At 61.7% G+C, this 26949-nt stretch carries 26 protein-coding genes; 24 read left to right on the top strand and 2 right to left on the bottom strand.

Features of this window, described 5'->3' with window-relative positions; all coding sequences use genetic code 11:
• Positions 1-105 precede the first annotated feature (105 nt).
• The 15 genes from fliF to C1M53_RS18220 all read left to right on the top strand — a co-directional run bounded on the left by fliF (position 106) and on the right by C1M53_RS18220 (position 15191).
• On the top strand, positions 106-1743 hold the full coding sequence (fliF, locus tag C1M53_RS18290; RefSeq protein ID WP_129413530.1) for a flagellar basal-body MS-ring/collar protein FliF: 1638 nt from the start codon (positions 106-108) through the stop codon (positions 1741-1743).
• Entirely contained in the window at positions 1743-2369 is a 627-nt protein-coding gene (locus C1M53_RS18285) for a hypothetical protein (RefSeq protein ID WP_129413529.1), read from the top strand. The genes fliF and C1M53_RS18285 overlap by 1 nt, the downstream gene beginning before the upstream one ends.
• Complete coding sequence (locus tag C1M53_RS18280; protein ID WP_129413528.1) at positions 2366-3664, top strand: MotB family protein; 1299 nt, start codon at positions 2366-2368, stop codon at positions 3662-3664. Before C1M53_RS18285 ends, C1M53_RS18280 begins: the two co-directional genes overlap by 4 nt.
• Complete coding sequence (locus C1M53_RS18275) at positions 3661-5079, top strand: chemotaxis protein MotC (RefSeq protein ID WP_129413527.1); 1419 nt, start codon at positions 3661-3663, stop codon at positions 5077-5079. Before C1M53_RS18280 ends, C1M53_RS18275 begins: the two co-directional genes overlap by 4 nt.
• Positions 5076-6395 (top strand): flagellar hook-length control protein FliK, encoded by a 1320-nt coding sequence (locus C1M53_RS18270; protein ID WP_129413526.1) that lies wholly within the window; start codon positions 5076-5078, stop codon positions 6393-6395. The genes C1M53_RS18275 and C1M53_RS18270 overlap by 4 nt, the downstream gene beginning before the upstream one ends.
• Entirely contained in the window at positions 6325-6918 is a 594-nt protein-coding gene (locus C1M53_RS18265; protein WP_129413525.1) for a transglycosylase SLT domain-containing protein, read from the top strand. Before C1M53_RS18270 ends, C1M53_RS18265 begins: the two co-directional genes overlap by 71 nt.
• Positions 6919-7139: 221 nt before the next feature.
• Entirely contained in the window at positions 7140-7808 is a 669-nt protein-coding gene (locus C1M53_RS18260) for a response regulator transcription factor (RefSeq protein WP_129413524.1), read from the top strand.
• A gap of 82 nt (positions 7809-7890) precedes the next feature.
• The gene (locus C1M53_RS18255; RefSeq protein ID WP_129413523.1) at positions 7891-9147 is read left to right on the top strand and encodes a flagellar hook protein FlgE; all 1257 of its coding nucleotides are present in this window, start codon (positions 7891-7893) and stop codon (positions 9145-9147) included.
• Between the two features lie 67 nt (positions 9148-9214).
• Positions 9215-10672 carry a flagellar hook-associated protein FlgK gene (flgK, locus tag C1M53_RS18250; protein WP_129413522.1) on the top strand — a complete coding sequence of 486 codons (1458 nt, stop codon included), beginning with the start codon at positions 9215-9217 and terminating at the stop codon, positions 10670-10672.
• Positions 10673-10675: 3 nt separating this feature from the next.
• On the top strand, positions 10676-11725 hold the full coding sequence (locus C1M53_RS18245) for a flagellar hook-associated family protein (protein WP_129413521.1): 1050 nt from the start codon (positions 10676-10678) through the stop codon (positions 11723-11725).
• A gap of 18 nt (positions 11726-11743) precedes the next feature.
• Entirely contained in the window at positions 11744-12091 is a 348-nt protein-coding gene (gene flaF, locus C1M53_RS18240; RefSeq protein WP_129413520.1) for a flagellar biosynthesis regulator FlaF, read from the top strand.
• The gene (gene flbT / locus C1M53_RS18235; RefSeq protein WP_129413519.1) at positions 12088-12540 is read left to right on the top strand and encodes a flagellar biosynthesis repressor FlbT; all 453 of its coding nucleotides are present in this window, start codon (positions 12088-12090) and stop codon (positions 12538-12540) included. Before flaF ends, flbT begins: the two co-directional genes overlap by 4 nt.
• Positions 12541-12554: 14 nt before the next feature.
• Positions 12555-12962, top strand: a complete 408-nt coding sequence (gene flgD, locus C1M53_RS18230) for a flagellar hook assembly protein FlgD (RefSeq protein WP_129416245.1) — start codon at positions 12555-12557, stop codon at positions 12960-12962.
• Positions 12963-12972: 10 nt separating this feature from the next.
• Positions 12973-13239 carry a flagellar biosynthesis protein FliQ gene (gene fliQ, locus C1M53_RS18225; protein WP_024925799.1) on the top strand — a complete coding sequence of 89 codons (267 nt, stop codon included), beginning with the start codon at positions 12973-12975 and terminating at the stop codon, positions 13237-13239.
• A 287-nt stretch (positions 13240-13526) separates the two neighbouring features.
• Entirely contained in the window at positions 13527-15191 is a 1665-nt protein-coding gene (locus C1M53_RS18220; protein WP_129413518.1) for an MFS transporter, read from the top strand.
• 29 nt (positions 15192-15220) lie between these two features.
• On the opposite strand, the gene C1M53_RS18215 is transcribed toward C1M53_RS18220, so the two are convergent.
• Positions 15221-16933, bottom strand: a complete 1713-nt coding sequence (locus tag C1M53_RS18215) for a chloride channel protein (RefSeq protein ID WP_245488623.1) — start codon at positions 16931-16933, stop codon at positions 15221-15223.
• Positions 16934-17214: 281 nt separating this feature from the next.
• On the opposite strand from C1M53_RS18215, the gene flhA reads away from it, so the two are divergent.
• The 6 genes from flhA (at position 17215) to C1M53_RS18185 (ending at position 22082) form a co-directional block, all read left to right on the top strand.
• A complete protein-coding gene (gene flhA, locus C1M53_RS18210) occupies positions 17215-19302 on the top strand; it encodes a flagellar biosynthesis protein FlhA (protein WP_129413516.1) in 2088 nt (695 codons plus the stop codon).
• Between the two features lie 8 nt (positions 19303-19310).
• Positions 19311-20063, top strand: a complete 753-nt coding sequence (gene fliR / locus C1M53_RS18205; protein WP_129416244.1) for a flagellar biosynthetic protein FliR — start codon at positions 19311-19313, stop codon at positions 20061-20063.
• A gap of 3 nt (positions 20064-20066) precedes the next feature.
• Positions 20067-20453 (top strand): hypothetical protein, encoded by a 387-nt coding sequence (locus C1M53_RS18200; RefSeq protein WP_129413515.1) that lies wholly within the window; start codon positions 20067-20069, stop codon positions 20451-20453.
• Between the two features lie 114 nt (positions 20454-20567).
• Positions 20568-21113, top strand: a complete 546-nt coding sequence (locus tag C1M53_RS18195; RefSeq protein ID WP_129413514.1) for a rod-binding protein — start codon at positions 20568-20570, stop codon at positions 21111-21113.
• Positions 21114-21121: 8 nt separating this feature from the next.
• Positions 21122-21529, top strand: a complete 408-nt coding sequence (locus tag C1M53_RS18190; RefSeq protein ID WP_129413513.1) for a hypothetical protein — start codon at positions 21122-21124, stop codon at positions 21527-21529.
• Between the two features lie 7 nt (positions 21530-21536).
• A complete protein-coding gene (locus C1M53_RS18185; protein ID WP_129413512.1) occupies positions 21537-22082 on the top strand; it encodes a hypothetical protein in 546 nt (181 codons plus the stop codon).
• A 53-nt stretch (positions 22083-22135) separates the two neighbouring features.
• On the opposite strand, the gene C1M53_RS18180 is transcribed toward C1M53_RS18185, so the two are convergent.
• Positions 22136-23026, bottom strand: coding sequence for a LysR family transcriptional regulator (locus C1M53_RS18180; protein WP_129413511.1), 891 nt, complete (start codon positions 23024-23026; stop codon positions 22136-22138).
• A 337-nt stretch (positions 23027-23363) separates the two neighbouring features.
• Between C1M53_RS18180 and C1M53_RS18175 the strand changes: the two genes are divergently transcribed.
• From C1M53_RS18175 to C1M53_RS18165, 3 genes are read left to right on the top strand one after another with little or no spacing between them, the layout of a single operon-like run.
• Entirely contained in the window at positions 23364-24920 is a 1557-nt protein-coding gene (locus C1M53_RS18175; protein ID WP_245488200.1) for an ABC transporter substrate-binding protein, read from the top strand.
• Positions 24921-25970: an ABC transporter permease gene (locus C1M53_RS18170; RefSeq protein ID WP_129413509.1), complete on the top strand. Its 1050-nt coding sequence runs from the start codon at positions 24921-24923 to the stop codon at positions 25968-25970.
• A 7-nt stretch (positions 25971-25977) separates the two neighbouring features.
• Positions 25978-26949 (top strand): ABC transporter permease, encoded by a 972-nt coding sequence (locus C1M53_RS18165; RefSeq protein ID WP_129416243.1) that lies wholly within the window; start codon positions 25978-25980, stop codon positions 26947-26949.

Raw genomic sequence — 26949 nt, 5'->3', positions numbered from 1 at the left:
GTCCCCTATTCATCGGGCCGTGCCACAAGCGCGGCCCGATACCATTTTCGCACAAGCTTCGGCGTCTAGTGTTCCAGCGGGCAATCATGCAGGGACCCTTGACCCGTGCCGGAACAACTTAGAAGCATCGTCATCAATCTTCAGGATTTTGGCACCAAGCGGCTGGCCATCATGGCTGGCATCGCGCTGTTGACGCTTGCCGTCATCGGTATTGGCTCGGTTTACCTGAACCGCCCCTCCTATGAAACGCTCTATGTCGGCCTCGAACGCTCCGACGTGAACCAGATCGGCATGGTGCTTTCCGAAGCCGGTTTCAATTTCGACGTCGGTTCGGACGGCACCAGCGTGTCGGTTCCTGTCGGCACCACTGCCAAGGCACGCATGCTGTTGGCCGAAAAAGGCCTGCCGACCAGCGCCAACGCCGGCTACGAATTGTTCGACAAGGTCGGCTCGCTTGGCCTTACCTCCTTCATGCAGCAGGTCACCCGCGTACGTGCGCTGGAAGGCGAGATCGCCCGCACCATCCAGTCCCTGGCCGGCGTCAAGGCCGCTCGCGTTCACATCGTGATGTCCGAGCGCGCCAATTTCCGCCGCGAGGAGCAGCAGCCGTCCGCATCCGTGGTCATCCGCTATGCCGGTATCGACGGCGGCAAGGCTGCCATGTCGATCCGCCATCTGGTCGCTGCAGCGGTGCCCGGCCTGTCGGCAGAAAAAGTGACGGTGCTTGATTCGGCCGGCAACCTGCTTGCTGCCGGCGACGACCCATCCAACACCAGCGCAGCCCGCTCGCTCGGCGTCGAACGCACCGTCGAAAGCCAGATCGAGGACAACATCCGTCGCGCACTGACGCCCTACCTCGGTCCGGACAATTTCCGCGCCAGCGTCAAGGCCGACGTCAACACCGACACGCGCCAGACCGAAGAAACCATCTTCGATCCGGAATCGCGGGTCGAGCGTTCCGTCCAGACCGTCAAGGCGAACGAAAACAGCAACCAGCGCCAGGCGGCAACGCCGGCCACGGTTGAACAGAATCTGCCGGAAACACAGGCGGCCGCGACGGACGGTCCACAGTCGAGCTCGCAGAACGACCGCAAGGAAGAGATCACCAACTACGAGATCAATTCCAAGAAGATCGCCACGGTTTCCAACGGCTACACGGTTACCAAGATGTCGATCGCTGTCGTCGTCAATCAGCAGCGATTGCTGTCGGTCCTAGGCAAGGACGCCAAGCCGGAGCAGATCGCCCAGCGCGTCGCCGACATCAAGAAGATGGTTGCCTCGGCTACCGGCCTCGACGAAAAGCGCGGCGACATCATCGATGTCTCGGCGGTCGAATTCATCGACGGGCTGGATGGCCAGGAACTCGCTTCGCCCGGCATCCTCGACGCAGTTGCGAGCTACACCGGCAGCCTGATCAACGCCGCAGCGTTCATCATTGTCGTATTCCTTGTCGCCTTCTTCGGCCTGCGTCCGATGGCTGCGGCACTGACCAACAAGCCGGCAGCGCTGGCCGGTCCGAGCTTCGATGACGTGCAGCGCTCGCTGCCCAATCCGGGCGCTGGCTCCGAAGCGGAAACACCCACTCCCGCGTTGGCCGACAACAGTCGCCCGGCCCCCCTCGACGACCTGCGCAGGAAACTGCGGCCGGCGCCGCAGGACAGGCTCGCCCGCATGGTCGATATCAATGAGGAGCGTACGGCCAACATCCTGCGCAAATGGACGGCCCAGGAAGCCGCGGGCTGATGCGACAGGCATCCCTTTCCGACCTGCTGCCGGATTTCGGCACGCCGGCCCACCACGGCAGCGGGCCGGCCCATACGTTCGTTGAGCCGGCCCCCTTTGCCGACGGCCCCCCCGCGATCGATGTCGACAAGCTGATCGCAATGGCGGTCGCCAAGGCCGAGGACGCCCTCGAAGCCAGGCTGACCGCAGCCTTCAACGAACAGCTTGAGACAGAGCGCCATGCCGCTGCCGAGCAGGCCAAGGCGCTGGTTGACGGCCTGGGCGATGATGTCGGCAAGGCGATCGCGCAGCGAACGGAGCAACTGGAACACCGTCTGCATGATCTGATGGGCGATACGGTCGCCCGCATCGTTGGCGGCATGTTGAGTGACGAACTGCAGAAACGCTCGCTCGTCGCGCTGGAAAAGGTCATTCGCGATACGCTCGCCGATAGCGAATCCGTTCGCATTTCTGTCCGCGGACCGCTCTCCCTGTACGAGCCGCTGAGGGCTGCACTCGGAAAACGGGCAGCGAGCCTGGATTTCACGGAAGCGTCCGCGCTCGACCTGACCCTCGTCGTCAATGACACCGTCGTCGAAACACGCATGTCGGAATGGTCGACAGCCCTGTCTGAGGTCCTTTCATGAGTACGACAGAAGGCGCTGATCACAGGCAGGAAATCATTATCGTCCGTCGCAACCACGACGACCATGATGACGGCCACCATGGTGGTGTCTGGAAAATCGCCTTCGCGGATTTCATGACTGCGATGATGTGCTTTTTCCTTGTCATGTGGCTGATCAACGCAGCGAATGAACAGACCAGGGCGGCTGTTGCCTCTTACTTCAACCCGGTTCCGCTGATCGATCGCAGCGCCAGCCGCAAGGGCCTGCAGGATATCGGTGACGGGCCCGACGAACCGGGCTACACCTCCAACGATCCGGTCGAAGGAACCGCCAAGCAGGGTCACAACGGCAAAGGCAATCCCGGCAGCGCGCAGGAACAGCAGAGCGGTCAGAACGCCAAGGAAGACAAGGCCGAAGAGGCCAAGAACGCCGACGAGAAATTGTTCGCTGATCCCTACGCGGTTCTCGCCGAAATCGCTGCCGAGACCGGTACGAGACAGAACGTTAGCACCAAGGGAGAAGGCGGGGCGCAGACGGCTGGCCCGGCCACCGGCGCTTCCGGCGGCGATTCCTACCGCGACCCGTTCGCTCCGGATTTCTGGTCACAACAGATATCGACCCCTCTGCCGGAGGCCAGCGCCGAAGCGGCCAAACCGGAAGAGCAGTCACAGCAGCTGACGAAGACAGCGGCCAGGGATCCGCAAGCCGCCGAGCCGCAGGTCAAGGAACAGCCTGTCGGCAAGGATCAAAAGGCGCGCACGGATCAGAGCCCGGTCAAGGATCCTTCCATGGCCAAGCCGGAGGCTGCCAAGGAAAACGCCGAGACAGCCAAGCAGGACAAGGATCCGACCGCCGCAACGGAAAAGGCGGCCGAGGAGGTGAAGAAGAAGATCGCCGAGGCCTTCAAACCAGGCGAGGCCATTGCCGATGGCGTCAGCGTCGAGGCTACCGACAAGGGTGTCGTGATCTCGGTCACCGACAGCTTCAACTTCGGCATGTTCGAAATTGGCTCGGCAATGCCGCGTCGCGAACTCGTGCTTGCAATGGAAAAGATCGGTCGCATCGTCAAGGAGCAGAAGGGCACGGTTGCCATCCAGGGTCATACCGACGCCCGTCCCTTCAAGGGCGGTTATGACAACTGGCGGCTTTCCACCGCCCGTGCGCATTCGGCCTACTACATGCTGGTGCGTGGTGGCCTGGACGAAAGCCGGATCAAGGAAGTTGCCGGTTTCGCCGACCGCGAGCCGAAGAACAAGGCCGACCCTCTCGCTGCCGTCAACCGGCGCATCGAGATCCTGCTGGAGACGGGAGGATGACCCGCGCAGCGCGCATCCTTGGGTCAGCTCTGCTTGGGTTGGGCGTAACCACGTCCGCCCTCGCCCAGGATCCGTTGCAGCCCTATCAGATGGTGCGCTCGCTCCAGCTCGTGCAGGACAGGTTGGCGTCGGGCGACCACGCCGCGCTGCCGATGCAGAACAAGCTGCTCGAAATGGCTGACGCCCGTTTTCGTGCGTCGAAACCCGACGATTTCAAGGAACCCAGGAACCTGCGTGCGCTGCTCGTCTACGGCATGAGCGGCGGAAACCCGGCAACCGTCAGAAGTGCAGCCGGACGTGTCCAGCTCGATCCGACCAACCAGGCGATCGTCGATGGCATTCTGGATTACCTCGGCGGCCAGCCAGGGCCTGCCATTGCGGCATTGCAACCGATCGATCCGATGACGTTGTCGCCTGATGTCGGCGCTTTCGTCGCCCTGATCAAGGGATCTCTGTTGGCGATCGACGATCCTGTTCAGGCGCTGACACTGCTCGATCAGGCCAGGCTGCTCAGCCCCGGCACGCTGGTGGAGGAGGCCGCATTGCGCCGTTCAGTGGCGATTGCCACGACCAATGGTGACGCGGCCCGCTTTGCGCAGGCCTCTACCCAATATGTCGAACGCTACCTGCTTTCTCCCTACGCCGCCCAATTCGCCGACAGCTTTGTCGCCGGCGTGGTGACACTGCACATGGCGCTGAGCCAGGACAAGCTGGCTGACATCACTTCAATGATGGACACGGAGCGAGAGCGGGTCATCTATCTGCGTATCGCGCGCCGCGCCGCCATCGATGGATTGAATGACCTGTCTGCCTTCGCATCCACGAAGGCCATTCCCCAGGACAAGGGCGCGACGCAAGCGGATGATCCGCGCGCCGAACTCTACGCCAGCCTGTCCAGCATCACCTCGGCTACAGTCGATGACATTCGCGCCAAGCTGAAGACGATCGATCGCAGCCGGTTGTCGCCGAGTGACCGTTCGTTGCTCGATGCGGCCCAGCAGATCACACAGGAAGTCGTGGCCCCCCCGATACCGGCAGTCTTCGATAGACCGCCTTCAACGCCCGCCGGGCCGGAGTCGAAGTCGCCAGAGTCGAAGTCTAACGTCGCTGCACGAGAAAAGGCTGGGACAGCAGACGATCCGGCCGGCGAAGCGCGTACAGCGCCTGCTCAGGACGACGGTTCAGATCTTCCTCCGGTCGAGGACGCCATATCAGAGCGGCCCGCAACCGAAACGGCGGCGAAAGCGGCGGAGACACCGCTTCCTGCATCTCAGGATGCAGCGATCCAGCCGCCACCTGCGGCCATCTTGCCTGCATCCGCGAATGCTGGCTCGGACACAACCGATGCCGCCATCGCGGATACCAAACGTAAACTCGACAAGATCGACCTTCTGCTGGGAGCCTCGCCTCAATGACTGCAAGTGTAGGCCAGAACTTTCCAGGCATCGCGTTGCCACGGTCCGGCAACCAGCCGTCGACTGGCAAGACCGGCGAAGATGGTCCTGCCTTCGACGATTTGCTTGCTCACCGGGAAGCGACAGGCAAAGACAAGACCGCTCAACGTGGATCTGGCAGCTCGCATTGGGAAAAGATCCGCGGTGATTTCAACTTCAACGGCCGCGATCGTATCGCTGCACCCGCAGACGATCTCGCAAGGGAGATCGACAATGAAGGTGGCAAAGAAGAGTCAGGCGACAAGACGTCATCCGACACCCAGGAGCAGGCGGCAGGCAACCGCATACCGTTGTTCCTGAATCTGCACGGTCTGGGTCGACAGCAATCGGACAATCAGGAGAAGCAATCCGAACCGGACACAGCCGATGCCGAAGCTGATCTTCCATCCGCAGACAAGGCAAAGCGCGCGACGGTCTTGCAGGGAACAGATGACACCGGAACGAGATCTGGCGATGAGAAGCCATCGCCAAAGATCCATATCGACCAATCGGCGGCAACTCGTCCCGTAAGGGGCGCAACAACCCCTGCCAGCACGCCGGACAACATCGCGTCCGCGCAGGACGCTGCCATATCGGCCGGTTCAACGAACGAAGAGGCCGTGCCGGGCGACAATGCAGCCATGCCAGCCGAACCGTTGAAGAGCGGGATCAGCGGTCGGGCTTCGAACGATGCGCTCAAGCAGTCAGGTGCCTCACGCGCAACGGTCTCGGCCGAGCAGAATTTTCCGGCGCCAGCTCTTCAAAACGTCAGCCAGGCTGCGCGCGACGTCATCGATGCGATTGCAGGCAACGCCGCACCAGCAAGGGCCGCGTCAGCAGCCGCTACAGCCATTCAAAACGGCTCGCCTGTTGCAGTTCCGGCACACATATTGAAGATCGAATTGCATCCGGCGGAGCTCGGGGCTGTCACCGCCAACCTTCGTCTCGCCGGCGAGCAACTGTCGATTGAATTGAAGCCCGATACCTACGAAGCACACCGTCGATTGAGCTCCGACAGCGAGGCGATTGTGAAGTCGCTGAAATCACTCGGATTCGACATCGACAAGGTAACGATCTTACAACCTTCGATAGCATCAACACCGGCTGCGCGGGCGGACGCACCGCAAACAGGAACGTCACTCGGGCGGGATCAATCGTCCTTCCAGCCAGGCAATTCCAGCGGGAACGGTGATGGCACAAACGGGCAGTCAGGAAGGAACCGTGGTGATGACAGGCAACCTGAGCAGCGTTCAGCGCCGCCTTCTCAGGACCGCTCTGGCCGCGGCCTGTTTATCTAGCGCGCCTGTCGCCCAGACGGCTGCGGCAGCGACCAATCCCTGCGAAGCCGAGATCCTGCGCGCCGCGGACCGCTATCAGATACCCGCCGGCATTCTCTACGCGGTTGGATTGACGGAAACCGGAAACAAGGGCAGCCTTCAACCCAATGCATTGAATATAGAGGGGAAAGCCGTCTTCCCGCGCTCCCGTTCAGAGGCACTGCTTGCCTTCGAGACTGCACGGCGCGAAGGCAAGTCTCTGATCGATCTTGGCTGTATGCAGATCAACCATCGCTATCACGGCGACCAGTTTCGCAGCGTCGAGGACATGCTCGATCCGCGTCGCAACGTTGACTACGCAGCACGCTTCCTCACACAGTTGCATGCCAGGCACGAGACTTGGTCGATGGCCGTTGCCCGATATCATGCCGGCCCCAACAACGATCCCGCCCAGAAGCGCTATGTCTGCCGGGTGATCACCAATATGGTCGCCGTTGGCTTTGGCAAGTGGACGGCCAACGCCCGCAGCTTTTGCACACCATAGGTTGTAGTCACAACAGGGCGCCGGCCGCACTCTTGCAGCGCGAACGGGCGCTGCTTTCGTCGCTCATTTCGGACCACATCGCCGTCAGATTGTACACGGTACAACCATCGCGATTCCCGACTCCCAAGAATGCAGTCACAAGAAATGACGGTTGGTCAGGATTCGTGACGGGGACTACGCCTTTCCGCACGGGGCAGATGAACTGATTCGGGGGCTGGGCGATGATCGTAATCGTGGACGAACGCGAACTTGTAACTGATGGTTACAGCTCGATGTTCGATCGGGAAGGTGTGGCGAGCGCCGGTTTTGCGCCGAGCGAATTCGACGCCTGGGTTTCCAGTGCCGCCGACGACGATCTGAAATCGGTACGAGCCTTCCTGATCGGTGATTGCCGCGAGGGTGCTGTCTCTCCCCGGCAGATCAGGGACCGCACCGGTGCTCCCGTCATAGCGCTGAGCGACCACAATTCCCTCGAAAACACCTTGCGCCTTTTCGAATCCGGCGTCGACGACGTCGTGCGCAAGCCGGTCCACATCCGCGAAATCCTGGCACGCATCACCGCGATCCGCCGCCGCGCCCACGAAGATGCCTCGTTCACCGAGATCGGGGCGATGCGCATCTTCATGGATGGCCGTGACCCGGAGATCGATGGCCAGCCCATGCCGTTGCCGCGCCGCGAGCGGCGAATCCTTGAATACCTGGCCAGCAACCGTGGCCGACGGGTTACCAAGACCCAGGTCTTCAACGCCATCTACGGCATCTTCGACGAAGAGGTCGAAGAGAACGTGGTGGAGAGCCACATCTCCAAGCTGCGCAAGAAGCTGCGCGAGCGACTCGGTCACGACCCGATCGATTCCAAACGCTTCCTCGGCTACCGGCTGGTCGCTTGATGCGTCCGGCCCGCGCCAGCCTCGCGCAAGACAACACGTTTACTTTGGCCGGCGACACCATGCGCATAACGGAGACGTTGCGATGAGCCTCTATGGAATGATGCGGACCGGCGTTTCCGGCATGAACGCCCAGGCCAATCGCCTGTCCACCGTCGCCGACAACATCGCCAATTCCGACACCACCGGTTACAAGCGCTCGTCGATCGAGTTCTCGAGCCTGGTGATGCCGACCACGGGCGGCGCCTACAATTCGGGCGGTGTCAACTCGACGATCCGCACCGCCATCTCCGATCGCGGTGATCTCAAGGGCACCACCTCGGTCTCCGATCTCGCCATCCGGGGCGACGGCTTCTTCGTGGTTCAGGATTCTTCCGGCACCCCCTACATGACCCGTGCGGGCTCCTTCGTTCCGGACGCGCAGGGCAGGCTGGTCAACGCCGCCGGCTACCAGCTGATGGCCTACAGCTACGCCAACGGCGTGCCGGCTGCGACGGTCAACGGCTTCCAGGGTCTGGTACCTGTCCAGATCTCCGATGGAAAGATGACGGCGACGCCTTCCAGCTCCGGCACCTTCAGCGGCAACCTGCCCTCCGGCGCCAATGCCATCGTCGCGCCGGCAACGGCTCCCTCCGGCAACGCTGCGACCGCGCAATACACCAACAAGTCGTCGATGGTCGTCTATGACAATCTCGGCAACAAGGTGATGGTCGACATCTACTTCACCAAGACTGCCGCCGGCACCTGGGATGTGGCCGTCTTCGATCAGTCCAAGGCTGCCGCCGGCGGACCTTTCCCGTATGGTGCAGGCGGCCTGCTGGGCAATGCCACACTCACCTTCGACGGCACCGGCAAGCTGACCGGCGCAACCGACAGCGTCACCTTCACGCCTCCGGGCGGCGTTCCATTGAAGCTCGATTTCAAGGGCCTCAGCCAGATCGGCACCGGTTACACCGTCACCGGCCAGGTAAACGGCAACGGCCCGAGCAACATCGAGAAGGTGACGATCGGCAAGGACGGTACCATCTATGCCCAGTATCAGGACGGTTCGACAAAACCGCTCTACAAGATCCCGCTGGCGCAGGTGCCGAGCCCGGACCGGCTGATCCAGCAATCCGGCAACGTCTTCACGCAAAGCCCGGATTCGGGCGACGTCCAGATTGGTTTTGCCAGCGAAGGCAAGCGCGGCGAGATCATTTCCGGAGCGCTCGAGAACTCGAACGTCGATATCGCTGAAGAGCTCACCAACATGATCTCCTCACAGCGCAGCTATACCGCCAATTCGAAGGTGTTCCAGACCGGTTCCGAACTGATGGACATCCTCGTCAACCTGAAGAGATGAGGCGCGGCTCCGAGGCCCGGTCGATGGTCGACCGGGCCTCAGCCGCATCACTGCCTGAAAGACCCGCATGTCGTTGTCATCCGCACTCAGCATCGCCCAGTCATCACTCAAGGCAACGTCGCGGCAGACAAGCATCGTCTCGCGCAACGTCGCGGATGCCTCCAATCCGGACTACTCCCGCCGCATTGCGATGCTCTCCTATACCGACCCGGGCGTCAGCGCGGTCAAGATCCATCGCGCAGCCAACGACCTTCTGTTTCGGCAGAACCTGAGCGCTCTCTCATCCTGGAGCGGACAGGCGACCCTTGCCCAGGGCATGGACCGGCTCGAACTGCAGGTGAATGGCGTCGACAACGCAGCGTCGGCTTCCACTGCAATAGGTGCCCTGCAGAAGGCACTCCAGCTCTACGCGACGACGCCGTCGAACCAGAATCTCGGCACCAGCCTGATCGAGTCGGCGCGCCAGGTGATCCGTTCCCTGAACGACGGCACCAAGGCCATTCAGGACTTCCGCACCAAGACGGATGGCGAGATCACGACCGCCGTCAACGACATGAACGACCTGCTCAAGCAGTTCGAAGTCGCCAACCAGGCCGTCATCAACGGCACCCGCTCCGGAGAGGACGTCTCCGACGCGCTCGACCAGCGCAACGCGGTTCTGAAGAAGCTTTCGGAATTTGTTCCGATCTCCACCTATACCCGTGGCGACAATGACATGGTCATCACCACCGGTGACGGCACCACCCTGTTCGAGACGATCCCACGTTCCGTGACCTTCACGCCTTCGCCCGGCTACGCACCTGGCGTGGTCGGTGGTCAGATCTACATCGACAAGGTACCGCTGAAGGTTGCCGGCACGGCCGAAGCATCCGGCAAACTGGCCGGCATGCTGCAGTTGCGCGACAATGTCAGCGTCACCATGCAGCGCCAATTGGACGAGGTGGCGCGCGGTCTCATCACCGCTTTCGCCGAGACGGCTCCGGGCCAACCCGACGCCGTCGGCCTCTTCAGCTGGCCGGGCGCGCCAGGGATTCCGCCGGCCGGCACACTGATTGACGGGCTTGCTGGAACGATCAAGATCAATGCCGCGGTCGATCCCGCAGCCGGCGGCAATCCCGTCCTGCTGCGCGATGGCGGCATCAACGGCGCGGCCTATCGCACCAATCCCGCCGCGCCCGGCAGCGGCGCGTCTTATGCCGACAGGCTGATCGCTTACGGCGAAAAACTCACCAAGCCGATAGCCTTCGATGCAAATGCAGGTATCACCGCCAATTCCAGCGTCGTCTCCTACGCCGCCAGCTCGATCGGCTGGTTCGAAGGTGCGCGCCAGCAGGCCTCCAACCTTGCCGACTCGAAGGAAGCGCTGGCCCAGCGCACCGGAGAGGCTCTTTCCAACGCCACCGGCGTCAATGTCGACAACGAAATGTCGCTGATGCTGGATCTCGAACACACCTATCAGGCTTCCGCCCGCATCCTGACCACCGTCAACCAGATGCTCGATGCCCTTCTCGCAGCGGTGAAATAAGTCATGAAGACCACCTCCGTTTCGTCCTCGGCCATGTCCAATGCGATGCGCTATTCGCAGTCGCGCATGCAGGTCGAGCTCATCAAGCGTCAGAAGGAGATGGAGACGCTGCGCGTCGCCGACCTCGGCCTTGCGCTCGGTGCGCGCACCTCACAGTCGGTCACCTTCGCGCGCGACCTGGAACGGCTGAACACGATCGTCGATTCCAACAAGCTGATTTCGTCCCGGCTCTCGACCACGCAGGACGCACTCGGCAAGCTCGGCGATGCAGCGCAGAAGCTGCTGACCGCCGTCAGCACCGCTATCAGCGGTGATCCGGGCTCGAATGTCACGCGCGATGCCGGCAAAGCCGCCCTGCAGTCGATGACATCGATCCTCAATTCGAGCATCAATGGCGAATATCTGTTCGCCGGCACCAACACCGACGTAAAACCGATCAACGACTTCACGGCGGCCGGCTCGCCGGCCAAGGCGGCTCTGGACGCCGCCTTTGTCGCTCGCTTCGGCTTCGCCTCCACGGATCCCGCAGCGGCCAACCTTACCGGCGCACAGCTGGACAACTTCATCACCACGGATGTGATGCCCCAGTTCTTCGGGCCTGCCTGGAAGACGAACTGGTCGAACGCCACCGATCAGCAGATCGTCAGCCGCATCTCGTTGAACGAAACCACGGAGTCTTCGGTCAGCGCCAACACCGACGGCGTGAAGAAGTTCGCGATGGCGGCAGCCATCGTGACAACGCTGTTCTCCGGCAACCTCAACGCGGATGCCAAGAAGGCCGTTGCCCAGAAGGCGTTAACCCTGACAGGCGAAGCCCTCGGCAGCATCGCGCAAACACAGTCGCAAGCTGGTATCATCGAGCAGCGCGTGACTGATGCGAGCGACCGCATGAAGGCGCAGATCAACCTGTTCGAAAAGCATGTGATCGACCTGGAAGGTGTGGACGAGTACGAGGCCGCCAACCGCGTCAACGATCTGATGTCCCATATCCAGCAATCGTTCGCGCTCACCGCGCGCCTTCAACAGCTCAGCCTGATCAACTTCCTGAAGTAACCGGCGATCGGACAAGCGATGTATCAATTCTCCTACGCCGACATCCAGACGGACTCGGTAGCCGACGCCAAGGAACGCGAGCGGCATCTGCTGACCCGGTCGATCGATCTGCTGATCGATGCAGCCAACGCCGGCACCCAATCCATGCAGGCTGTGGAAGCCCTGCACTTCACCAACCGTGTCTGGACAGCGCTGCTCGAGGATCTCTCCTCCGATGAAAACGCCCTGCCGAAGGAACTGCGCGCCAACCTGATCTCGATTGGCTTGTGGCTGCTGCGTGAAACCGAAGATATCCGCCAGGGTCGTTCCAACAACTTCGACGGGCTGATCGAAGTCTCGCAGATCATCCGGGACGGCATTCAATGACACCCTCCAAGAGCACGCTGAAGCTCTCGCTGAAGCCTGGTGAACGCATCTATCTCAACGGCGCGGTCATCCGCGTTGACCGAAAGGTCACGCTGGAACTCCTGAACGACGTACAGTTTCTGCTGGAAGGCCATGTCCTTCAGGCCGAAGACGCGTCAACGCCACTCCGGCAGCTCTATTTCGTGGCGCAGATCATGCTGATCAATCCGCAGGGTGCTGAAGAAGCACGCGAAATGTTCCGTCATTCGCTGCCGCTGATGCTCGCCTCCTTCCACAACGAGCGTATCCGCTCGACGCTGAAGGACGTCGACCGGATGGTTTCGGAAGGCCACGTCTATGAAGCGCTGCGGGCCATCCGCTCGCTCTATCCGCTGGAAAAGCTGGCGCTCGACGCAAGCGAGAATGAACTCCAGGACGCTCCGCGTCCGCTGGCAATGGGAGCACGCTGATCATGGCTGTCGACATGAACGTCAACAACAACGTCGGCAACGGCACGCCGCAGACACAACAGAAATCCAAGACCTCGGTCGACTACCAGTCCTTCCTGAAGCTCCTGATGGCGCAGATGAAGAACCAGGATCCGACCAAGCCGATGGACTCCACCCAGTACGTCGCGCAGCTCGCTCAGTTCTCGCAGGTCGAGCAGTCGGTGCAGATGAACACCAAGCTGGAATACATTCTCCAGTCTTCGGCGTTGTCGCAGGCGGATTCGCTGATCGGCCGCCAGCTGACCTCCGCGGACGGCAAGACCACGGGTGTGGTCAAGGAAGTGCGATTGGCCAGCGACGGCCTTATCGCTGTGCTGAATGACGGCAAGGAAGTTCCTGTCCTGCCGGGCGTCGTCGTCAAGCAGGCCCCGGCCGCAGCCTGAGACACGAGCGATGAATGAGGCCGACGCACTTGATATCGTCCAGTTCGCCGTCTGGACGGTGCTGACGGCATCGGCTCCTGTCGTGTTGGTCGCCATGGTCGTCGGCATTGGCATCGCACTTATCCAGGCCCTGACGCAGATCCAGGAAATCACGCTGACATTCGTGCCGAAGATCGTCGCCATCATGCTGGTGGTGGCGCTGACGGGACCATTTGTCGGCGGCCAGATCTCGGCCTTCACCAACGTCGTCTTCGAACGAATCCAACACGGCTTCTGATAAGGTCGATCTTGCTCGGCGCCGTCGAACTTGGTCGACAAATCTACCGTCAAACCTGGTCGACGAATTCAACCGGTGGCGGTGTCTGCAGCGTTTCCGTCTTTCGCGGAATAAACGCTCCAGTTCCTTGTTTTTCAGGACGGAAAACCGTCGTCCATTTTTGGCTGGAATTGCCCTATCTTCCGGCTGGACCAGTCGGATCACGAAAACTCGTTCGCCTTTTCCGCAGTCTCGTCTAACTTTGTCGGCAAACGCCGCCGGCAGAGCAGCGATTCACGAGACGAGATATGCCCCAAGACAGCGGTCCGGCTATCGAGGACGAGCCGAACAGTCAGCGCGTTTCCGCGCTGGCACCTTTTCAGCATGGTATCTTCCGCGCGGTGTGGAGCGCCAGCCTGGTCTCCAATCTGGGCGGCCTGATCCAAGGCGTCGGCGCTGCCTGGATGATGACGCAGATCGCCACCTCTCCATACCAGGTGGCCCTGGTGCAGGCCTCGACGACGTTGCCGATCATGCTGTTCGCACTGGTCGCAGGCGCGATCGCCGACAGCTACAACCGTCGCAAGGTGATGCTGATTGCGCAGAGCTTCATGCTCGTGGTGTCGCTGCTGCTGATGCTTTTCACCCAGCTCGACCTGCTCACGCCGTGGCTGCTGCTGGCCTTTACCTTCCTGATCGACTGCGGCACAGCGCTGAACAGCCCGTCCTGGCAGGCCTCGGTCGGCGATATGGTTCCGCGCAACAAGGTGCCTGCGGCGGTGGCATTGAACTCGATGGGCTTCAACCTGACCCGCAGCGTCGGACCGGCGCTGGGCGGCATCATCGTCGCCACGCTCGGTGCTGCAGCCGCCTTCGCCGCCAACGCTTTCAGCTATGTCGGACTGATCATCGTCATGGCGCGCTGGAAGCCGAACCTGCCCACGTCCAACCTGCCGCGTGAATCGCTCGGCGCGGCGATGGGCGCCGGCCTGCGTTACGTCGCGATGTCACCCAATATCGGCAAGGTGCTGGTGCGCGGCTTCACCTTCGGCTTCAGCGCGGGTGCCGTGCTGGCCCTGCTGCCGCTGGTAACGCGCGATCTCGTCAAGGGTGGCGCCCTGACCTACGGTATCATGCTCGGCGCTTTCGGAATCGGCGCTGTCGTCGGCGCTTTGACCAGCGCACGATTGAGACAGGTCCTGCCCAGCGAAACCATGGTGCGCTCGGCTTTCCTCGGCTTTGCGCTTTGTGCGACCGTTGCCGCCATCAGTCCTGATGCCTGGCAGGTGGCGCTCGGCCTCCTCGTCGGCGGCGCATGTTGGGTCACGGCACTTTCGCATTTCAACATCACCGTGCAGATGTCCACCCCGCGCTGGGTGGTTGGACGGGTGCTTTCCATCTACCAGATGGCGACCTTCGGCGGCATCGCCCTGGGCAGCTGGATCTGGGGCGTGACCGCCGACAACCACGGTGCCAGCGTCGCCCTGCTGGCGGCTGCGGCAACAATGCTGGTCGGTGCAGCAATCGGCTTTGTCCTGCCACTGCCGCAGCATATTGCGCCCAACCTCGATCCGCTCGATCGTTGGCGCGAGCCCATGCTGGCGCTCGACCTCAGACCCCGCTCGGGACCGATCGAGATCACGATCGAATATGTCATCAAGGAAGAGGACGTGCCGGAGTTTCTGAAGGTGATGACTGATCGGGCGCGCGTACGCCGACGCGACGGAGCACGCAACTGGGTGCTTGCTCGCGACCTCGAACATCCCGAAATCTGGATGGAAAGTTATCACACGCCGACCTGGCTGGATTACATCCGCCACAACACCCGCGCCACGCATGCCGATGCGGAAATCACCGAGCGCATCCGAGCCCTGCATTCCGGCATCGAGCGACCCAGGGTACGGCGAATGATCGAGCGCCCGACCAATCCGGTCGGCTACTACGGCACTCCGAAGCCGCACGAAGAACACTGACCCCGGTGAACCATGGCCCGGCGCGCAGGCTAGCCCTCGCCGGAAAGATCGCGCCGCGCCTTGTCGAGTTCCTCGGCGTAGCGTCGCAGGAGATGCCCTTCGGTGAGCAGGCCGACAACCTTGCGGCTCTCGAAGTCTTCCACCACTGCCAGTTCCTCGGCGCCGGCGCGGTGGAAAGTCTCTGCCGCCGATTGCACATTCATCGATGGCACCAATACGGAATCGCCGAAGCGCGTGAGGGTCAGAACCGTGCTTGCGGGATCGGGCTGATCGCCATAGGCGTCCGACACGATGATCATGCCGATGTAGCGCTGCTCGCCATCCACCGCGATGACACGCTGTGCCGAGCCGAGCGGGACCTGCTGGCGGAACTCGGTGATGGTCGTCATGGCCGCGATGGTGCGGACGTCCTTGCGCATCATCAAGCCGACCGTGAGGCTGCGCATCCAGCCGACATCCTGCGCCGAGCGAATGGTTTCGCCGCGCAGGTGGAAGCGCCAGGTCGAGAACGAATAACCGAAGGTCTCGCGCACCAGGATCGAGGTGATGATCGCGGCAGCAAGCACCACGCCCGTCAGTGTCAGGTCGCCCGTCGACTCCAGCGCCAGGAAAGCCATGGTCAGTGGCCCACCGATGATGCCGACCGCCATCGAGCTCATGCCGACGACGGCCGCGACGGCCGGGTCGATACCTGCCGCGGGTGCAATCGCCAGCATGAGCGCCGCAAAGATCTTGCCCAGCAGCGCGCCAAGCAGCAGTGAAGCGAAGAACAGGCCGCCGCGGAAACCAGAGCCGAGCGAAATCACGGAAGCTGCGATCTTGAGCAGGAACACGGTGACGATGACGGTGAGACCGTAGTTCATCGCGAATTCCCGGTGCAGCGCACCGTGCCCGCTGGACAGCACCTGTGGCGTGACCAGCCCGAGCAGCCCGACAGCGCAACCGCCCAGAAACGGCCTGAGCGAAGAATCGATCGACAGCCGCGTCAGGCCGCGTTCGACGGCCGCGACCATATACATGATCGCGACCGAAATGCCGCCTGCGATCAAGCCGAGCGCCAGGAACGGCAGGTATTGGCTGGCGGTCAGTTGCGGCACCGCACCGAGTTCCAGTGGAAACGGCGCCCCGCCCAGCCAGCCCGTCACCAGCGTGGCACAGATCGCCGCCGTCATGACCGGGGCGACATTGGCGATGGAATAGATGCCGATGATCAACTCGAAGCCATAGAAGGCACCAGTCAAAGGCGCATCAAACGCGGCGGCGATGGCACCGGCGGCACCAGCTCCGACGAGGATGCGGACATCGTTGCGCTTCATGCGGAAGAACCGCGCCAGACGCGAACCGAAGCCGCCACCGACCTGCGTGTATCCGGCCTCGAGACCAACCGAAGCGCCAAAGCCGGAAGACAGCATCGTCTGGCCGGCGATGATGAAGGTATCGGTCAGCGACATGCGCCCGCCATAGAGCGCATTCGCCTCGATCGGATCGATCGGCGTACGGAATTTACGCTTGCGCAGCCAGATGATGGAGAGGCCGAGCAACAGCCCGCCGACAGCCGGCATTGCTGCCTGCAGCGGATGGCTGAGCGAAAACATCGACGACAGCCGGCCGCCTTCCGGCACATCGAACAGCAGCCAATGCATGCCTTGGACGAAGGCGCTCATCGCGGTCACCGCCACGCCTGAAAACGCACCGACCACTGCCGCGATCAGCACGATGATGATGCCCCGTGCCTCCAGCATGGGAATCGAGCGGACCAGAAGCGCTCGCAGGCGACGGGCATGGACGGGCAGGGAATGGGTCGAAGACAACGGACGGCTCGCGAATGTCTTTATGGGCAACGCCCTTGATCGCCTGATACGCCCCACACTGTGGCATGGCAACCGCGCAGGTCGACGCATCCTGTCTGCCAGTGCTGCATTCTCACATTTGCATCGTTCGAGGCTCGCGCAAGCTTGGCCGGTTACGGTGCATGGCCCGGACTGCCGTTTCAGGACCGGTGAGCACTGGATTCGAGGTAGACATGGCGATCAGCGAGAGCATTTCGACGGAGACGATGCCGCGCAACAGTCGCGATGTCTTCTTCGCGCTGGGCATCGTCGTCATCTTGGCCGTGCTGTTTCTGCCGATCCCGGCCTTCCTGATCGACGTTGGTCTCGCCTTCTCGATCGCGCTTTCGGTGCTGATCCTCATGGTCGCGTTGTGGATTCCACGACCACTCGACTTTTCGTCATTTCCAACTGTTCTGCTCATTGCCACCATGCTGCGCCTGTCCCTGAACATTGCGACGACACGTATGATCCTGTCGCACGGCAACGAGGGCACCCACGCCGCCGGCTACGTGATTTCCGGTTTCTCGAAGCTGGTCATGTCGAGTGATTTCGTCATCGGTCTGATCGTGTTCCTGATCCTGATCGTGGTGAACTTCATCGTCATCACCAAGGGTGCCACCCGTATCGCGGAAGTCGGCGCCCGTTTCACGCTGGACGCGATCCCCGGCAAGCAGATGTCGATCGACGCCGACCTCTCCGCCGGCATGATCGACGAAAAGACCGCACAGTTGCGTCGTCGCGAACTGGAAGAGGAATCCTCCTTCTTCGGTTCCATGGACGGTGCTTCCAAATTCGTGCGTGGCGACGCCATCGCCGGCCTGATCATCACGGCCATCAACATCGTCGGTGGCATTGCCATCGGCTACCTGCGCCACAATATGGGCCTGGGTGAAGCTGCCGACGTCTTCATCAAGCTCTCGGTTGGCGACGGCCTCGTCACCCAGATCCCCGCGCTCATCGTCTCGCTTGCCGCCGGCCTGCTCGTCTCCAAGGGCGGCACGCGCGGTTCCGCCGAAAAGGCGGTGTTCGGCCAGCTCGGCGCGCATCCACGCGCGCTTTATGTCGCCGCCGCGCTGCTTGGCCTTCTTGCCCTGATGCCCGGCCTGCCGATGTTCCCCTTCGTGACGCTGGCGGCCGCCATGGCCGGCATGGGCTACGTCATTCCGTTGCGCCAGAACCGTCGCATGGCCGAGCAGGAGGAGGCACGCAACCGCGAAGCAGCCGCCAAGGTCGAGGAAGAAAAGAACTCGGTGAAATCGTCACTGGCGACCGCCGAGATCGAATTGCTGATCGGCAAGCAGCTTTCGACCAAGCTGCTCACCTCGCATCAGGAACTTGCTTTCCGTATGGGCAAGATGCGCAAGAAGTTCGCCACGCAATACGGCTTCGTGGTGCCCGAGGTGAAACTCACCGACGATTTCGGCATCCCGCCGAAAAGCTACCAGATCAAGATCCACGGCACCGTCGTGGCCGAGCACCACATGCGGGTTGGCGAGCTCATGGTCCTCCTGGGTACCCGCGACCTGCCGGACATCCCGGGCGAGGAAGTGCGCGAGCCGGCCTTCGGCATGCGCGCCTATTCCGTGATGGAAGCTTTCGCCGAAGACCTGAAGCGCGAGCAGTACACCTTCGCCGACAACATGTCGGTGTTGCTCACCCATCTCTCTGAGGTCATCCGCAACAACCTGCCGCAACTGCTGTCCTACAAGGACATGAAGACGCTGCTGGACAGCCAGGACCCGGAATACCGCAAGCTGGCCGACGAAGTCTGCTCCTCGCATATTTCCTATCCGGGCCTGCAGGCAGTTCTCAAACTGCTGCTCGCCGAGCGTGTCTCGATCCGCAACCTGCACCTCATCATCGAGGCGATCGCCGAGATCGCACCGCATGTGCGGCGCACGGAGCAGATCGTCGAGCATGTGCGCATCCGCATGGCGCAGCAGATCTGCGGCGACCTTTCCGAGGGTGGCGTGCTCAAGGTGCTGCGACTTGGCAACCGCTGGGACCTCGCCTTCCATCAGAGCCTCAAACGCGATGCCAAGGGCGAGATCCGCGAATTCGATATCGACCCACGCCAGCTGGAAGAGTTCGGCCAGGAAGCATCGAAGGCGGTCCGCCAGCACATGGAGGCCGGCGAACGCTTCGTGCTGGTGACCGCACCGGATGCCCGCCCCTATGTGCGCATGATCATCGAACGGTTGTTCACCACCTTGCCGGTGCTCAGCCATGTCGAGATTGCCAAGGGCGTCGAGATCAGGGTTCTCGGGACCATTTCCTGACCATGGATCTGACGACGGTCACGCAAGGCTTCGTGCTGGCGGCGTTCCTCGCCTTCTGCCGTGTCGGCGCCTGCTTCATGCTGATGCCGGGCCTGTCATCGATCCGCCTGCCGCTGCAGATCCGCCTGTTCACGGCTGTCGCCGCCACAGTCGGCTTGCTCGCCTTTATGTGGGACAAGATCTATCCCTATGTCGACACCAGACCTGCCATCTTCGTGCCGATGATCGTTTCGGAACTGCTGGTGGGCGGTCTGATCGGTGCCCTGACGCGGCTCTATATGGAAGCACTGCGCTTTATAGGCGCCGGGATTGCCATGCTGATCGGTTACGGCGGCGCCGGTGGACCGGCGATCGAAGAACCCGAGCCACAGGCGGCGATCGCCGCGCTGATCTCATTTTCGGCATTGATGCTGCTCTTCGCGCTCAATTTCCACCACGAGGTCATCCGAGCACTGATCGCGTCGTACAATGTGGCACCGGTGAACGTCTTCTTCAGCGCGCAGGCGTCGCTGGTCGATGTCACCGACACGCTCTCGGAATCGTTCCTGCTGGTGCTCCGGCTGGGCAGCCCCTTCGTCGCCTATGCCATCCTGATCAATCTGGCGATCGGCTTCGTCAACAAGCTGACACCGCAGATCCCGATCTACTTCATCTCGCTTCCGTTCGTCATCGCCGGCGGCTTGATCCTGTTTTATTTCGCCATTCCGACGCTGCTGTCGCTGTTCGGCGATGGCTTCATCGAAACCACGCTGGCCAGGTGAGCGATGACAAACCGCAAGGACCGCCTCAAGAAGCTCGTCGAGGTGCAGGAGCAGTTGAAAGCACTGCATGAGATGCGCCGCGCCGGCTACCTCGCCAAGGCCGTTGCCGCCGAACAGGAAGCCGCAGACATCGCCGCGCGTTTCGATGCGCCGGATTCCTTGTCCGCGCTGTTTCCAGAGATCTACCAGCAGCGGATCGCGGCCGCCCGCGCCGAGCGCGACCGCAACCTCGACGACGCACGCCGCGAAGCAGGCAGTCTCGCCACCGCGACGGCACGCACCAACATGGTCGAGCGCGCCTACCGTGATGCGCGCCGCGACGACGAACGCCAGCGCTCCGATCGCGAACGGCTCGAGCTGATCGAGCAGAAGCGCGGCCCGGAAAAATGAGGATGTCGAAATGAAGATGACAACGCGACGACAATCCGCACCACTCCCGCAAGCCTGCGGCAAGCTTGTTCGGCCATCATCACTCAACGCAAAATAGAAAGAAGGTACAGCTTTTTGGCGATCTCCCCTCCCAGCGACATCGTCCTGGACGTGGCCCGCGCCGCCGAACCGATGGACGTCGAGGCCGCCCGCGCCGCGCTCACCAAGCGCGCCGGCGGCGCCTCCGTCGCTTTCGCGGTCGATGCCGATATGGGATCGCGCCCGGCGGGACCACCTGCGGGAACGGACCGCGGTCAGGAGTTCAAACGCTTCGAAGCGATGGTGCTGCAGACCTTCATCCAGAACATGCTGCCGAAGGACACGGAAAGCGTTTATGGCAAGGGCCTGGCAGGAGACATGTGGAAGTCGCAGCTTGCCGAGCACATGGCCGACGTGATGGCCGAGCGCGGCGGCATCGGCATCGCCCGCTCGATGCTGGCCGACCGCTATCGCGACGGCGAACGCACCGTACCTGTCGGCCCCGTTGCTGGTGGACCAGAAAAAGCGACAATCGACGAGCAGAACCGACTGTCGGATTCGCTCGTGCAGGAAATTCAGCGCCGGATGGTACGCTCGCTTGACGGCGATGCGGCGCCGATTGAAACGAAGACGAGGGTTTAGGAACGACCATGGATCAGTTGGAGCACAATTCGGGCCTCGTGGCACATTCCGACCTCACCATCTCGCGGGTGGGCAGCCTGACCGCCATCATCAATCGCATCGAGGAAGCGGTCGAGACGGAGACGGCTGCCATCCGCACCGACATGAACTTCGATCTCAGGGCTTCGAACGCGCGCAAGAGCCGTTGCCTCTATGAACTCAACCGCGCCATCAAGAACATCACGGCCGAAGATCTCGTCGACGAGCACAAGGAAGGCCTCCTGCGCCTGCGCGGCAAGCTGGAGCGCAACGAGGCCGCGTTGCTCGCCCATCTCAGCGCCGTCAGCGAAGTGGCGAACCTGATGAAGAACGCGATCCAGCACGCAGAGGCCGACGGAACCTATTCCGCCGGCGAATTCGGCTGGGCCAAGTCGTAGCAGGACCATGATCAAGTTCATCGTCGCAGCGCTCTGGATCGTCGCCGCAACCGTCGGCGCGACGTTCTATGCCTTTCAGGCAGCAGGCGCACGCGGCGATGACCCGGCGCCGAAGCCGTTGCTCGGCGGGCTTGATTATGTCTCGACCGAGATCATCTCGGTGCCGATCATCCGCGGCTCCGCAGTGCAAGGCTATTTCCTGACCAAACTGGTCTACACGGTGGAGCCAAAGGAAATGGCGAAGCTGTCGGTGCCCGCAATGGCGCTGATCACCGACCAGGTCTACTCCTATCTCTACGCCAATCCGCAGATCGATTTTTCCAAGCAGGATACGGTCGACCTCGACAAGTTCCGCAACTCGATCCGTGAGAGCGTCAATGCCCGCGTCGGCATCGAGCTCATTCACGATGTGCTGGTCAATCAGGTCAACTATCTCAGCAAGGACGATATTCGCGACAATGCGATCAAGCGGCGCGGCAACGGGCTCATGGAACCGATCATGAAGCCGCTGCAGCCGAAGGCGGAAGCACCTGCCGAGCCGGCTGCTCATTGAAGGGGCAATCGTGCTGGCGATGCCCCCCAGCCCGCGGGCTGATGAGCAGCCGTTCACAAGCACGTTCCACCGCTCAGATATGAAGCTGCCGTCGCAAGAAACCGGACGACTGCGGGCCGGGTCGGCTCTCCGGCCGTTGCGATCGACGTCAGCAATTTCACGTCGAGATCCTCGACCGGCCTGAACACCAGTTGCGGATGAGTGCCGGCAAGTGAGGCGGGCACGAACGCCACGCCAAGCCCCGAGGCAGCCTGGTCGAGCATGGAGTGCCAACGGAACATTTCTTCGCGCAGCCTCGGTTGGAATCCCGCCTTTCCGCAAGCCGCCAGTATCGAATTGTACATGATGGGCCCGAGTTCTTCGGCACAGACGATCAGGCGCTCCGACATCAGTTCCGCCAATTTGAGAACCGGCTGGCTGGCCAGCGCATGGTCGGCGCGTAACGCTGCCACAACCCACTCCTCGCCCGCCGGACGCATCACAAGTTGCGGAGCGTTCAGGGGTGGATGGAGGAAGGCCACGTCGATGGAACCAGCCGTCAGGGCATCGACCTGCTCGATGGTCGGCAGGTTGAGAAGGGTGATGTCCACCCCGGGATACAGTTCCGTGTAACGACGGATGATGGCTGTCATGCCCCCAGCCTCGGGCAACTCGCAATAACCGATCGCCAGTGCGCCGGCGTCACCGCGCGCGGCGTCCTGGGCCATCTGGACGGCCCGGCCGACATGGTTCAAGGCCACGCTCAATTCCCGAGCCAGTATCATCCCGGCTTCGGTGAGGATGACCTTGTGCGGCGACCGCCGCAGCAGCGTACAGCCGATCTGCTCCTCGAGTTTCTTGATCTGATACGTCAGGGCCGGTTGCGTCAGATGCAGGCGCGCCGCAGCCTTGCTGTAGTGCAATTCTTCAACCAGGACACAGAAGCTTTGGGCGTATTTGAGCATGCGTCACAATAAAATTTTTCAATCAAAAGACACAACAAAATAAATTTCCCATTCAAGTCAAGCCAACCTAGTCTTCGCGAAAGGGGAACATTTGACGCGCCGCCGTTCACCTCCGGATTTCACGGAGGAGCGGTGCACAGGGGTGGCCGCCACCCAGGCGGAACGGGAGAGATTTATGTCGCGAAGAAACAGCATTCCGGACGCAAAACCGCTGCGCACTTTTGCTGGAATTACTCTAAGCATTGCGCTGGTTGCGCTCGGGCTTTTGCCGGGCATGTCACACGCCGCGGAAACCCGGGCAGATTTGATGCAGGCGCATCGCGGTGGGACAGTTCGCGTGGTTGCCAAGTCAGCCGGCGGAACGATCGACCCTCAGATCAACTATGCGCCGCTCTATTGGAGTTATTACGGCGGAATCTACGACGGTCTCGTGACATTCCGCAAAGCCGGGGGCGTCGACAGTCTTGTCATCGTTCCCGATCTCGCCGAAGCGATGCCGGGCGTTGAGAACGCCGGCAAGACCTATGTCTTCAAATTGCGCAAGGGCATCAAATTTTCGAACGGCAAGGATCTGACCACGGACGACGTCGTGGCCTCCTTCCAGCGCATTTTCAAAGTTTCAAGCCCGACGTCGGGGACCTGGTACAAGGATATCGTCGGCGCCAAAGCATGCCTCGCCAAACCTGCCGAATGCACGCTCGAGGGCGGGGTTGTCGCGGACAAGTCGAACTGGACCATCACCATCAATCTCACCGCACCCGACGGCGAGTTCCTCGACAAGCTGTCGATGCCGCATGCCTCGATCCTGCCGGCCGAAACCGTCGCCAGGGACGTCGGCATCGATCCCATTCCCGGAACCGGCCCCTACGCATTCGAAAGCTATGATCCCAACAAGGCCCTCATCTGGGCGCGCAATCCGCATTTCAAGGAGTGGAGCGCCGAGGCGCAGCCGGACGGCTATGTCGATCGGTTCGAGCTCGATTTTGGCCTGACCGCTGATGCCCAGGTCAATGCGATCATCAATGACCAGGCCGATGTCATGTTCGATCAGCCACCGGCCTCCCGCCTTGCGGAACTCGGAACCAAGTTCCCCAATCAGGTTCACCTCGATCCGCAGCTCGCATTCTGGTACCTGCCGCTCAACGTCAATCTGGCCCCTTTCGACAACCTCAAGGCACGCCAGGCGTTGGCCCACGCCATCGACCTCAAGGCTGTGATCAATTTCTTCGGCGGCCGCAACCTTGCGACGCCAACCTGCCAGATCCTGCCGCCCGGGATGCAGGGCTACAAATCGTTCTGCCTCCATACCAAGGACCCTGGCAGCAAGTGGACGGCACCGGATCTGGAGAAGGCGAAGCAACTGGTCGACGAGTCCGGGACGAAGGGCCAGGCCATCACCATTCTTACCGAGGACGGCGAGATATCGCGGAACATCGGCTCATACCTGCAAAGCCTGCTCAACCAGATCGGCTACAATGCAAACATAAAGTCCATATCCGGCAACATTCACTACGGATACATCCAGAACACCAACAACAAGGTCCAGATATCGGTCACGCAATGGTATGCGGACTATCCGGCCGCCAGCGATTTCCTGAATGTTCTGCTAGGATGCGGCTCGTTTCGAGAAGGTTCCGACTCCTCCCCCAATATTTCCGGGTTCTGCGACAAGGACCTCCAGGCCCGGATGGACAAGGCGCTGGCCGTCGGCATCACGGATCAGGCAGCCGCAGGCGAGCTGTGGGCAGCGATCGATCAGGACATGATGCAGCAGGTACCGCTCATCCCCCTGTTCAATCCCAAACAGGTCACGTTTGTTTCCAAGCGCATGGGCAATTTCCAGTTTTCGAAGGCCACCAACACCTGGGCCTATACGCTGGGATGGGTGCAATAGATGGCGACGGAACCCGCCTTTGGCCTGGCTTTGCCGACAACGCCTGGCCTCGACGAGCAACTCGGTGCGCGAGCCCGCGGCCCGTGGCTGCAGGCGCTGCACAGATTTTCGCGTGATGGATCGGCCCTGGTCGCAGCGCTTGTTCTGACCGTCGTCATCGTCGCCTCGCTGTTTGCGCCAGTCTATGCCACGCAGATTGCCGGCGTGGACCCGTTCAGCTCCAACCTGGAAGGTGAAATCACGCTCGCTGGCGAAACCATCCCGGTCCTGGCGCCGTCGACCGAGGGGCTGGGGATCGGCGTCATCCCGATCGGGCCGACATGGCGGTTCGGCCCATATTTCCTGGGAGCCGACGAGCAAGGGCGGGACGTCATGGCGCGTCTGCTGTATGGCGGACAAGCCACCCTGTTCATCGGCAGCGCATCCACGGCGATCACCCTGGTTCTCGCCGCGCTCGTGGGCATCTGCGCCGGTTTCTTCGGAGGCTGGATCGACCGGGTGATATCCCGCATCCTGGATATCCTGTGGGCTTTCCCGATCTACCTGCTGGCCATCTCCCTCTCGATCGTTCTGCTCAATTCCCGCATCGAGCTCGGCCCCATCGTCATCGATTCCAGCAGCCTCATCATTCCGATCATCATTATCGGCGTCATCTACGTGCCCTACGTGGCTCGGCCGATCCGGGGACAGGTTCTCGCCCTCAGGAAGAGCGATTTCGTCACGGCCGCCATCGGCCTCGGTGTGCCGCCTTACCGGATTTTGATCCGCGATATCCTGCCCAATGTCATCACGACGCTGATCGTGTTCGTTCCGCTGATGATGGCGTTGAACATCGCCACCGAAACGGCTCTGTCATTCCTGTCTCTCGGCGTGCAGTCGCCGGGCGCGAGCTGGGGCACGATCATCCGCGACGGGCAGAACCTGCTCTACAGCCGGCCCTGGGTTTCGACGGCGCCCGGACTGGTCATCATTGTCACCATCGTCGCGCTGAACATCCTCGGCGACGGTGTGCGCGACGCTTTCGATCCCCGCGCCAAGCTGAGGCCGTGAGACGATGATGTTGGCGGCCCTTCTCCAGCGCGTTGCGCAGATGCTGTTCGTGATGTTCGGCATCAGTGTTCTGGTTTTCCTGATCTTCTTCGCAACGCCGGGTTCCGATCCCGCCGCCCGCATCGCGGGCAAGAATGCGGCGCCTGAAACGCTGATTGCCGTGCGTCACGATTTCGGCCTCGATCGTCCGCTGCCGGTCCAATACGCCGTGATGATGAAGAAGCTTTTCGTGACCCAGGATCTCGTTTCATTCGTCAATCGCGGACTGAAGGTCGTCCCCGCGATCGTCGAAGCTGCCCCGGTGACCCTGTCGCTCGTTTTCGGCGCGGCGCTGTTCTGGGTGATCGGCGGGCTCGCTGTCGGCATTCTCGCCGCCGCTTACCGCGATGGCATCGTCGACCGTGTCTTGATGATCCTTTCGCTTACAGGTGTGGCCATTCCCGTTTTCTGGCTTGGCGAAATGACCAATCTCGTGTCGCAGAACCGCTTGCACGACACGCTGCTTTTCTCCTGGGTTCCAGCGCTCGGCTATGTACCCCTGTGGGTGGACCCGGTCGGCTGGTTCAAGGCCCTGCTGCTGCCCTGGCTTACATTGTCGCTGGGCTTCATCGGCATCTATGGACGCGTGCTGCGTGCCAACATCGTCGAGACCTATCAGGAAGACTTCATCCGCACGGCGCGCGCCAAAGGCATATCGGAAACGCGCGTCCTGTTGCGTCACGCCCTGCGCATGTCGCTTGTCCCTTTCGTGACGATGTTCGGACTGGATTTCGGTGCCCTTGTCGGCGGCGGCGCTCTGGTGACCGAAGTGATCTTCGGGCTCAATGGGGTTGGCAAGCTGACCTACGACTCCCTGCAAAGCCTCGACCTGCCGGTGATCATGGCAAGCGTCATGTACGCCTCTTTTTTCGTAGTGCTGGCCAATGCGGTCGTTGACATGACGTACGCGGTGCTCGACCCCCGCACGAGGAGCCACTGA

The organism is Mesorhizobium sp. Pch-S (genome assembly GCF_004136315.1).
GTDB lineage: Bacteria > Pseudomonadota > Alphaproteobacteria > Rhizobiales > Rhizobiaceae > Mesorhizobium.
This window is presented reverse-complemented; position numbering and strand designations above follow the sequence as displayed.

Excerpts from the sequence above, each read along its gene's own strand:
- C1M53_RS18285 (WP_129413529.1), top strand. The coding sequence starts at position 1,743 with ATGCGACAGGCATCCCTTTCCGACCTGCTGCCGGATTTCGGCACGCCG.
- C1M53_RS18280 (WP_129413528.1), top strand. The coding sequence starts at position 2,366 with ATGAGTACGACAGAAGGCGCTGATCACAGGCAGGAAATCATTATCGTC.
- C1M53_RS18275 (WP_129413527.1), top strand. The coding sequence starts at position 3,661 with ATGACCCGCGCAGCGCGCATCCTTGGGTCAGCTCTGCTTGGGTTGGGC.
- C1M53_RS18270 (WP_129413526.1), top strand. The coding sequence starts at position 5,076 with ATGACTGCAAGTGTAGGCCAGAACTTTCCAGGCATCGCGTTGCCACGG.
- C1M53_RS18265 (WP_129413525.1), top strand. The coding sequence starts at position 6,325 with ATGACAGGCAACCTGAGCAGCGTTCAGCGCCGCCTTCTCAGGACCGCT.
- C1M53_RS18260 (WP_129413524.1), top strand. The coding sequence starts at position 7,140 with ATGATCGTAATCGTGGACGAACGCGAACTTGTAACTGATGGTTACAGC.
- C1M53_RS18255 (WP_129413523.1), top strand. The coding sequence starts at position 7,891 with ATGAGCCTCTATGGAATGATGCGGACCGGCGTTTCCGGCATGAACGCC.
- flgK (WP_129413522.1), top strand. The coding sequence starts at position 9,215 with ATGTCGTTGTCATCCGCACTCAGCATCGCCCAGTCATCACTCAAGGCA.
- C1M53_RS18245 (WP_129413521.1), top strand. The coding sequence starts at position 10,676 with ATGAAGACCACCTCCGTTTCGTCCTCGGCCATGTCCAATGCGATGCGC.
- flaF (WP_129413520.1), top strand. The coding sequence starts at position 11,744 with ATGTATCAATTCTCCTACGCCGACATCCAGACGGACTCGGTAGCCGAC.
- flbT (WP_129413519.1), top strand. The coding sequence starts at position 12,088 with ATGACACCCTCCAAGAGCACGCTGAAGCTCTCGCTGAAGCCTGGTGAA.
- flgD (WP_129416245.1), top strand. The coding sequence starts at position 12,555 with ATGAACGTCAACAACAACGTCGGCAACGGCACGCCGCAGACACAACAG.
- fliQ (WP_024925799.1), top strand. The coding sequence starts at position 12,973 with ATGAATGAGGCCGACGCACTTGATATCGTCCAGTTCGCCGTCTGGACG.
- C1M53_RS18220 (WP_129413518.1), top strand. The coding sequence starts at position 13,527 with ATGCCCCAAGACAGCGGTCCGGCTATCGAGGACGAGCCGAACAGTCAG.
- C1M53_RS18215 (WP_245488623.1), bottom strand. The coding sequence starts at position 16,933 with ATGCTGGAGGCACGGGGCATCATCATCGTGCTGATCGCGGCAGTGGTC.
- flhA (WP_129413516.1), top strand. The coding sequence starts at position 17,215 with ATGGCGATCAGCGAGAGCATTTCGACGGAGACGATGCCGCGCAACAGT.
- C1M53_RS18200 (WP_129413515.1), top strand. The coding sequence starts at position 20,067 with ATGACAAACCGCAAGGACCGCCTCAAGAAGCTCGTCGAGGTGCAGGAG.
- C1M53_RS18190 (WP_129413513.1), top strand. The coding sequence starts at position 21,122 with ATGGATCAGTTGGAGCACAATTCGGGCCTCGTGGCACATTCCGACCTC.
- C1M53_RS18185 (WP_129413512.1), top strand. The coding sequence starts at position 21,537 with ATGATCAAGTTCATCGTCGCAGCGCTCTGGATCGTCGCCGCAACCGTC.
- C1M53_RS18180 (WP_129413511.1), bottom strand. The coding sequence starts at position 23,026 with ATGCTCAAATACGCCCAAAGCTTCTGTGTCCTGGTTGAAGAATTGCAC.
- C1M53_RS18170 (WP_129413509.1), top strand. The coding sequence starts at position 24,921 with ATGGCGACGGAACCCGCCTTTGGCCTGGCTTTGCCGACAACGCCTGGC.
- C1M53_RS18165 (WP_129416243.1), top strand. The coding sequence starts at position 25,978 with ATGTTGGCGGCCCTTCTCCAGCGCGTTGCGCAGATGCTGTTCGTGATG.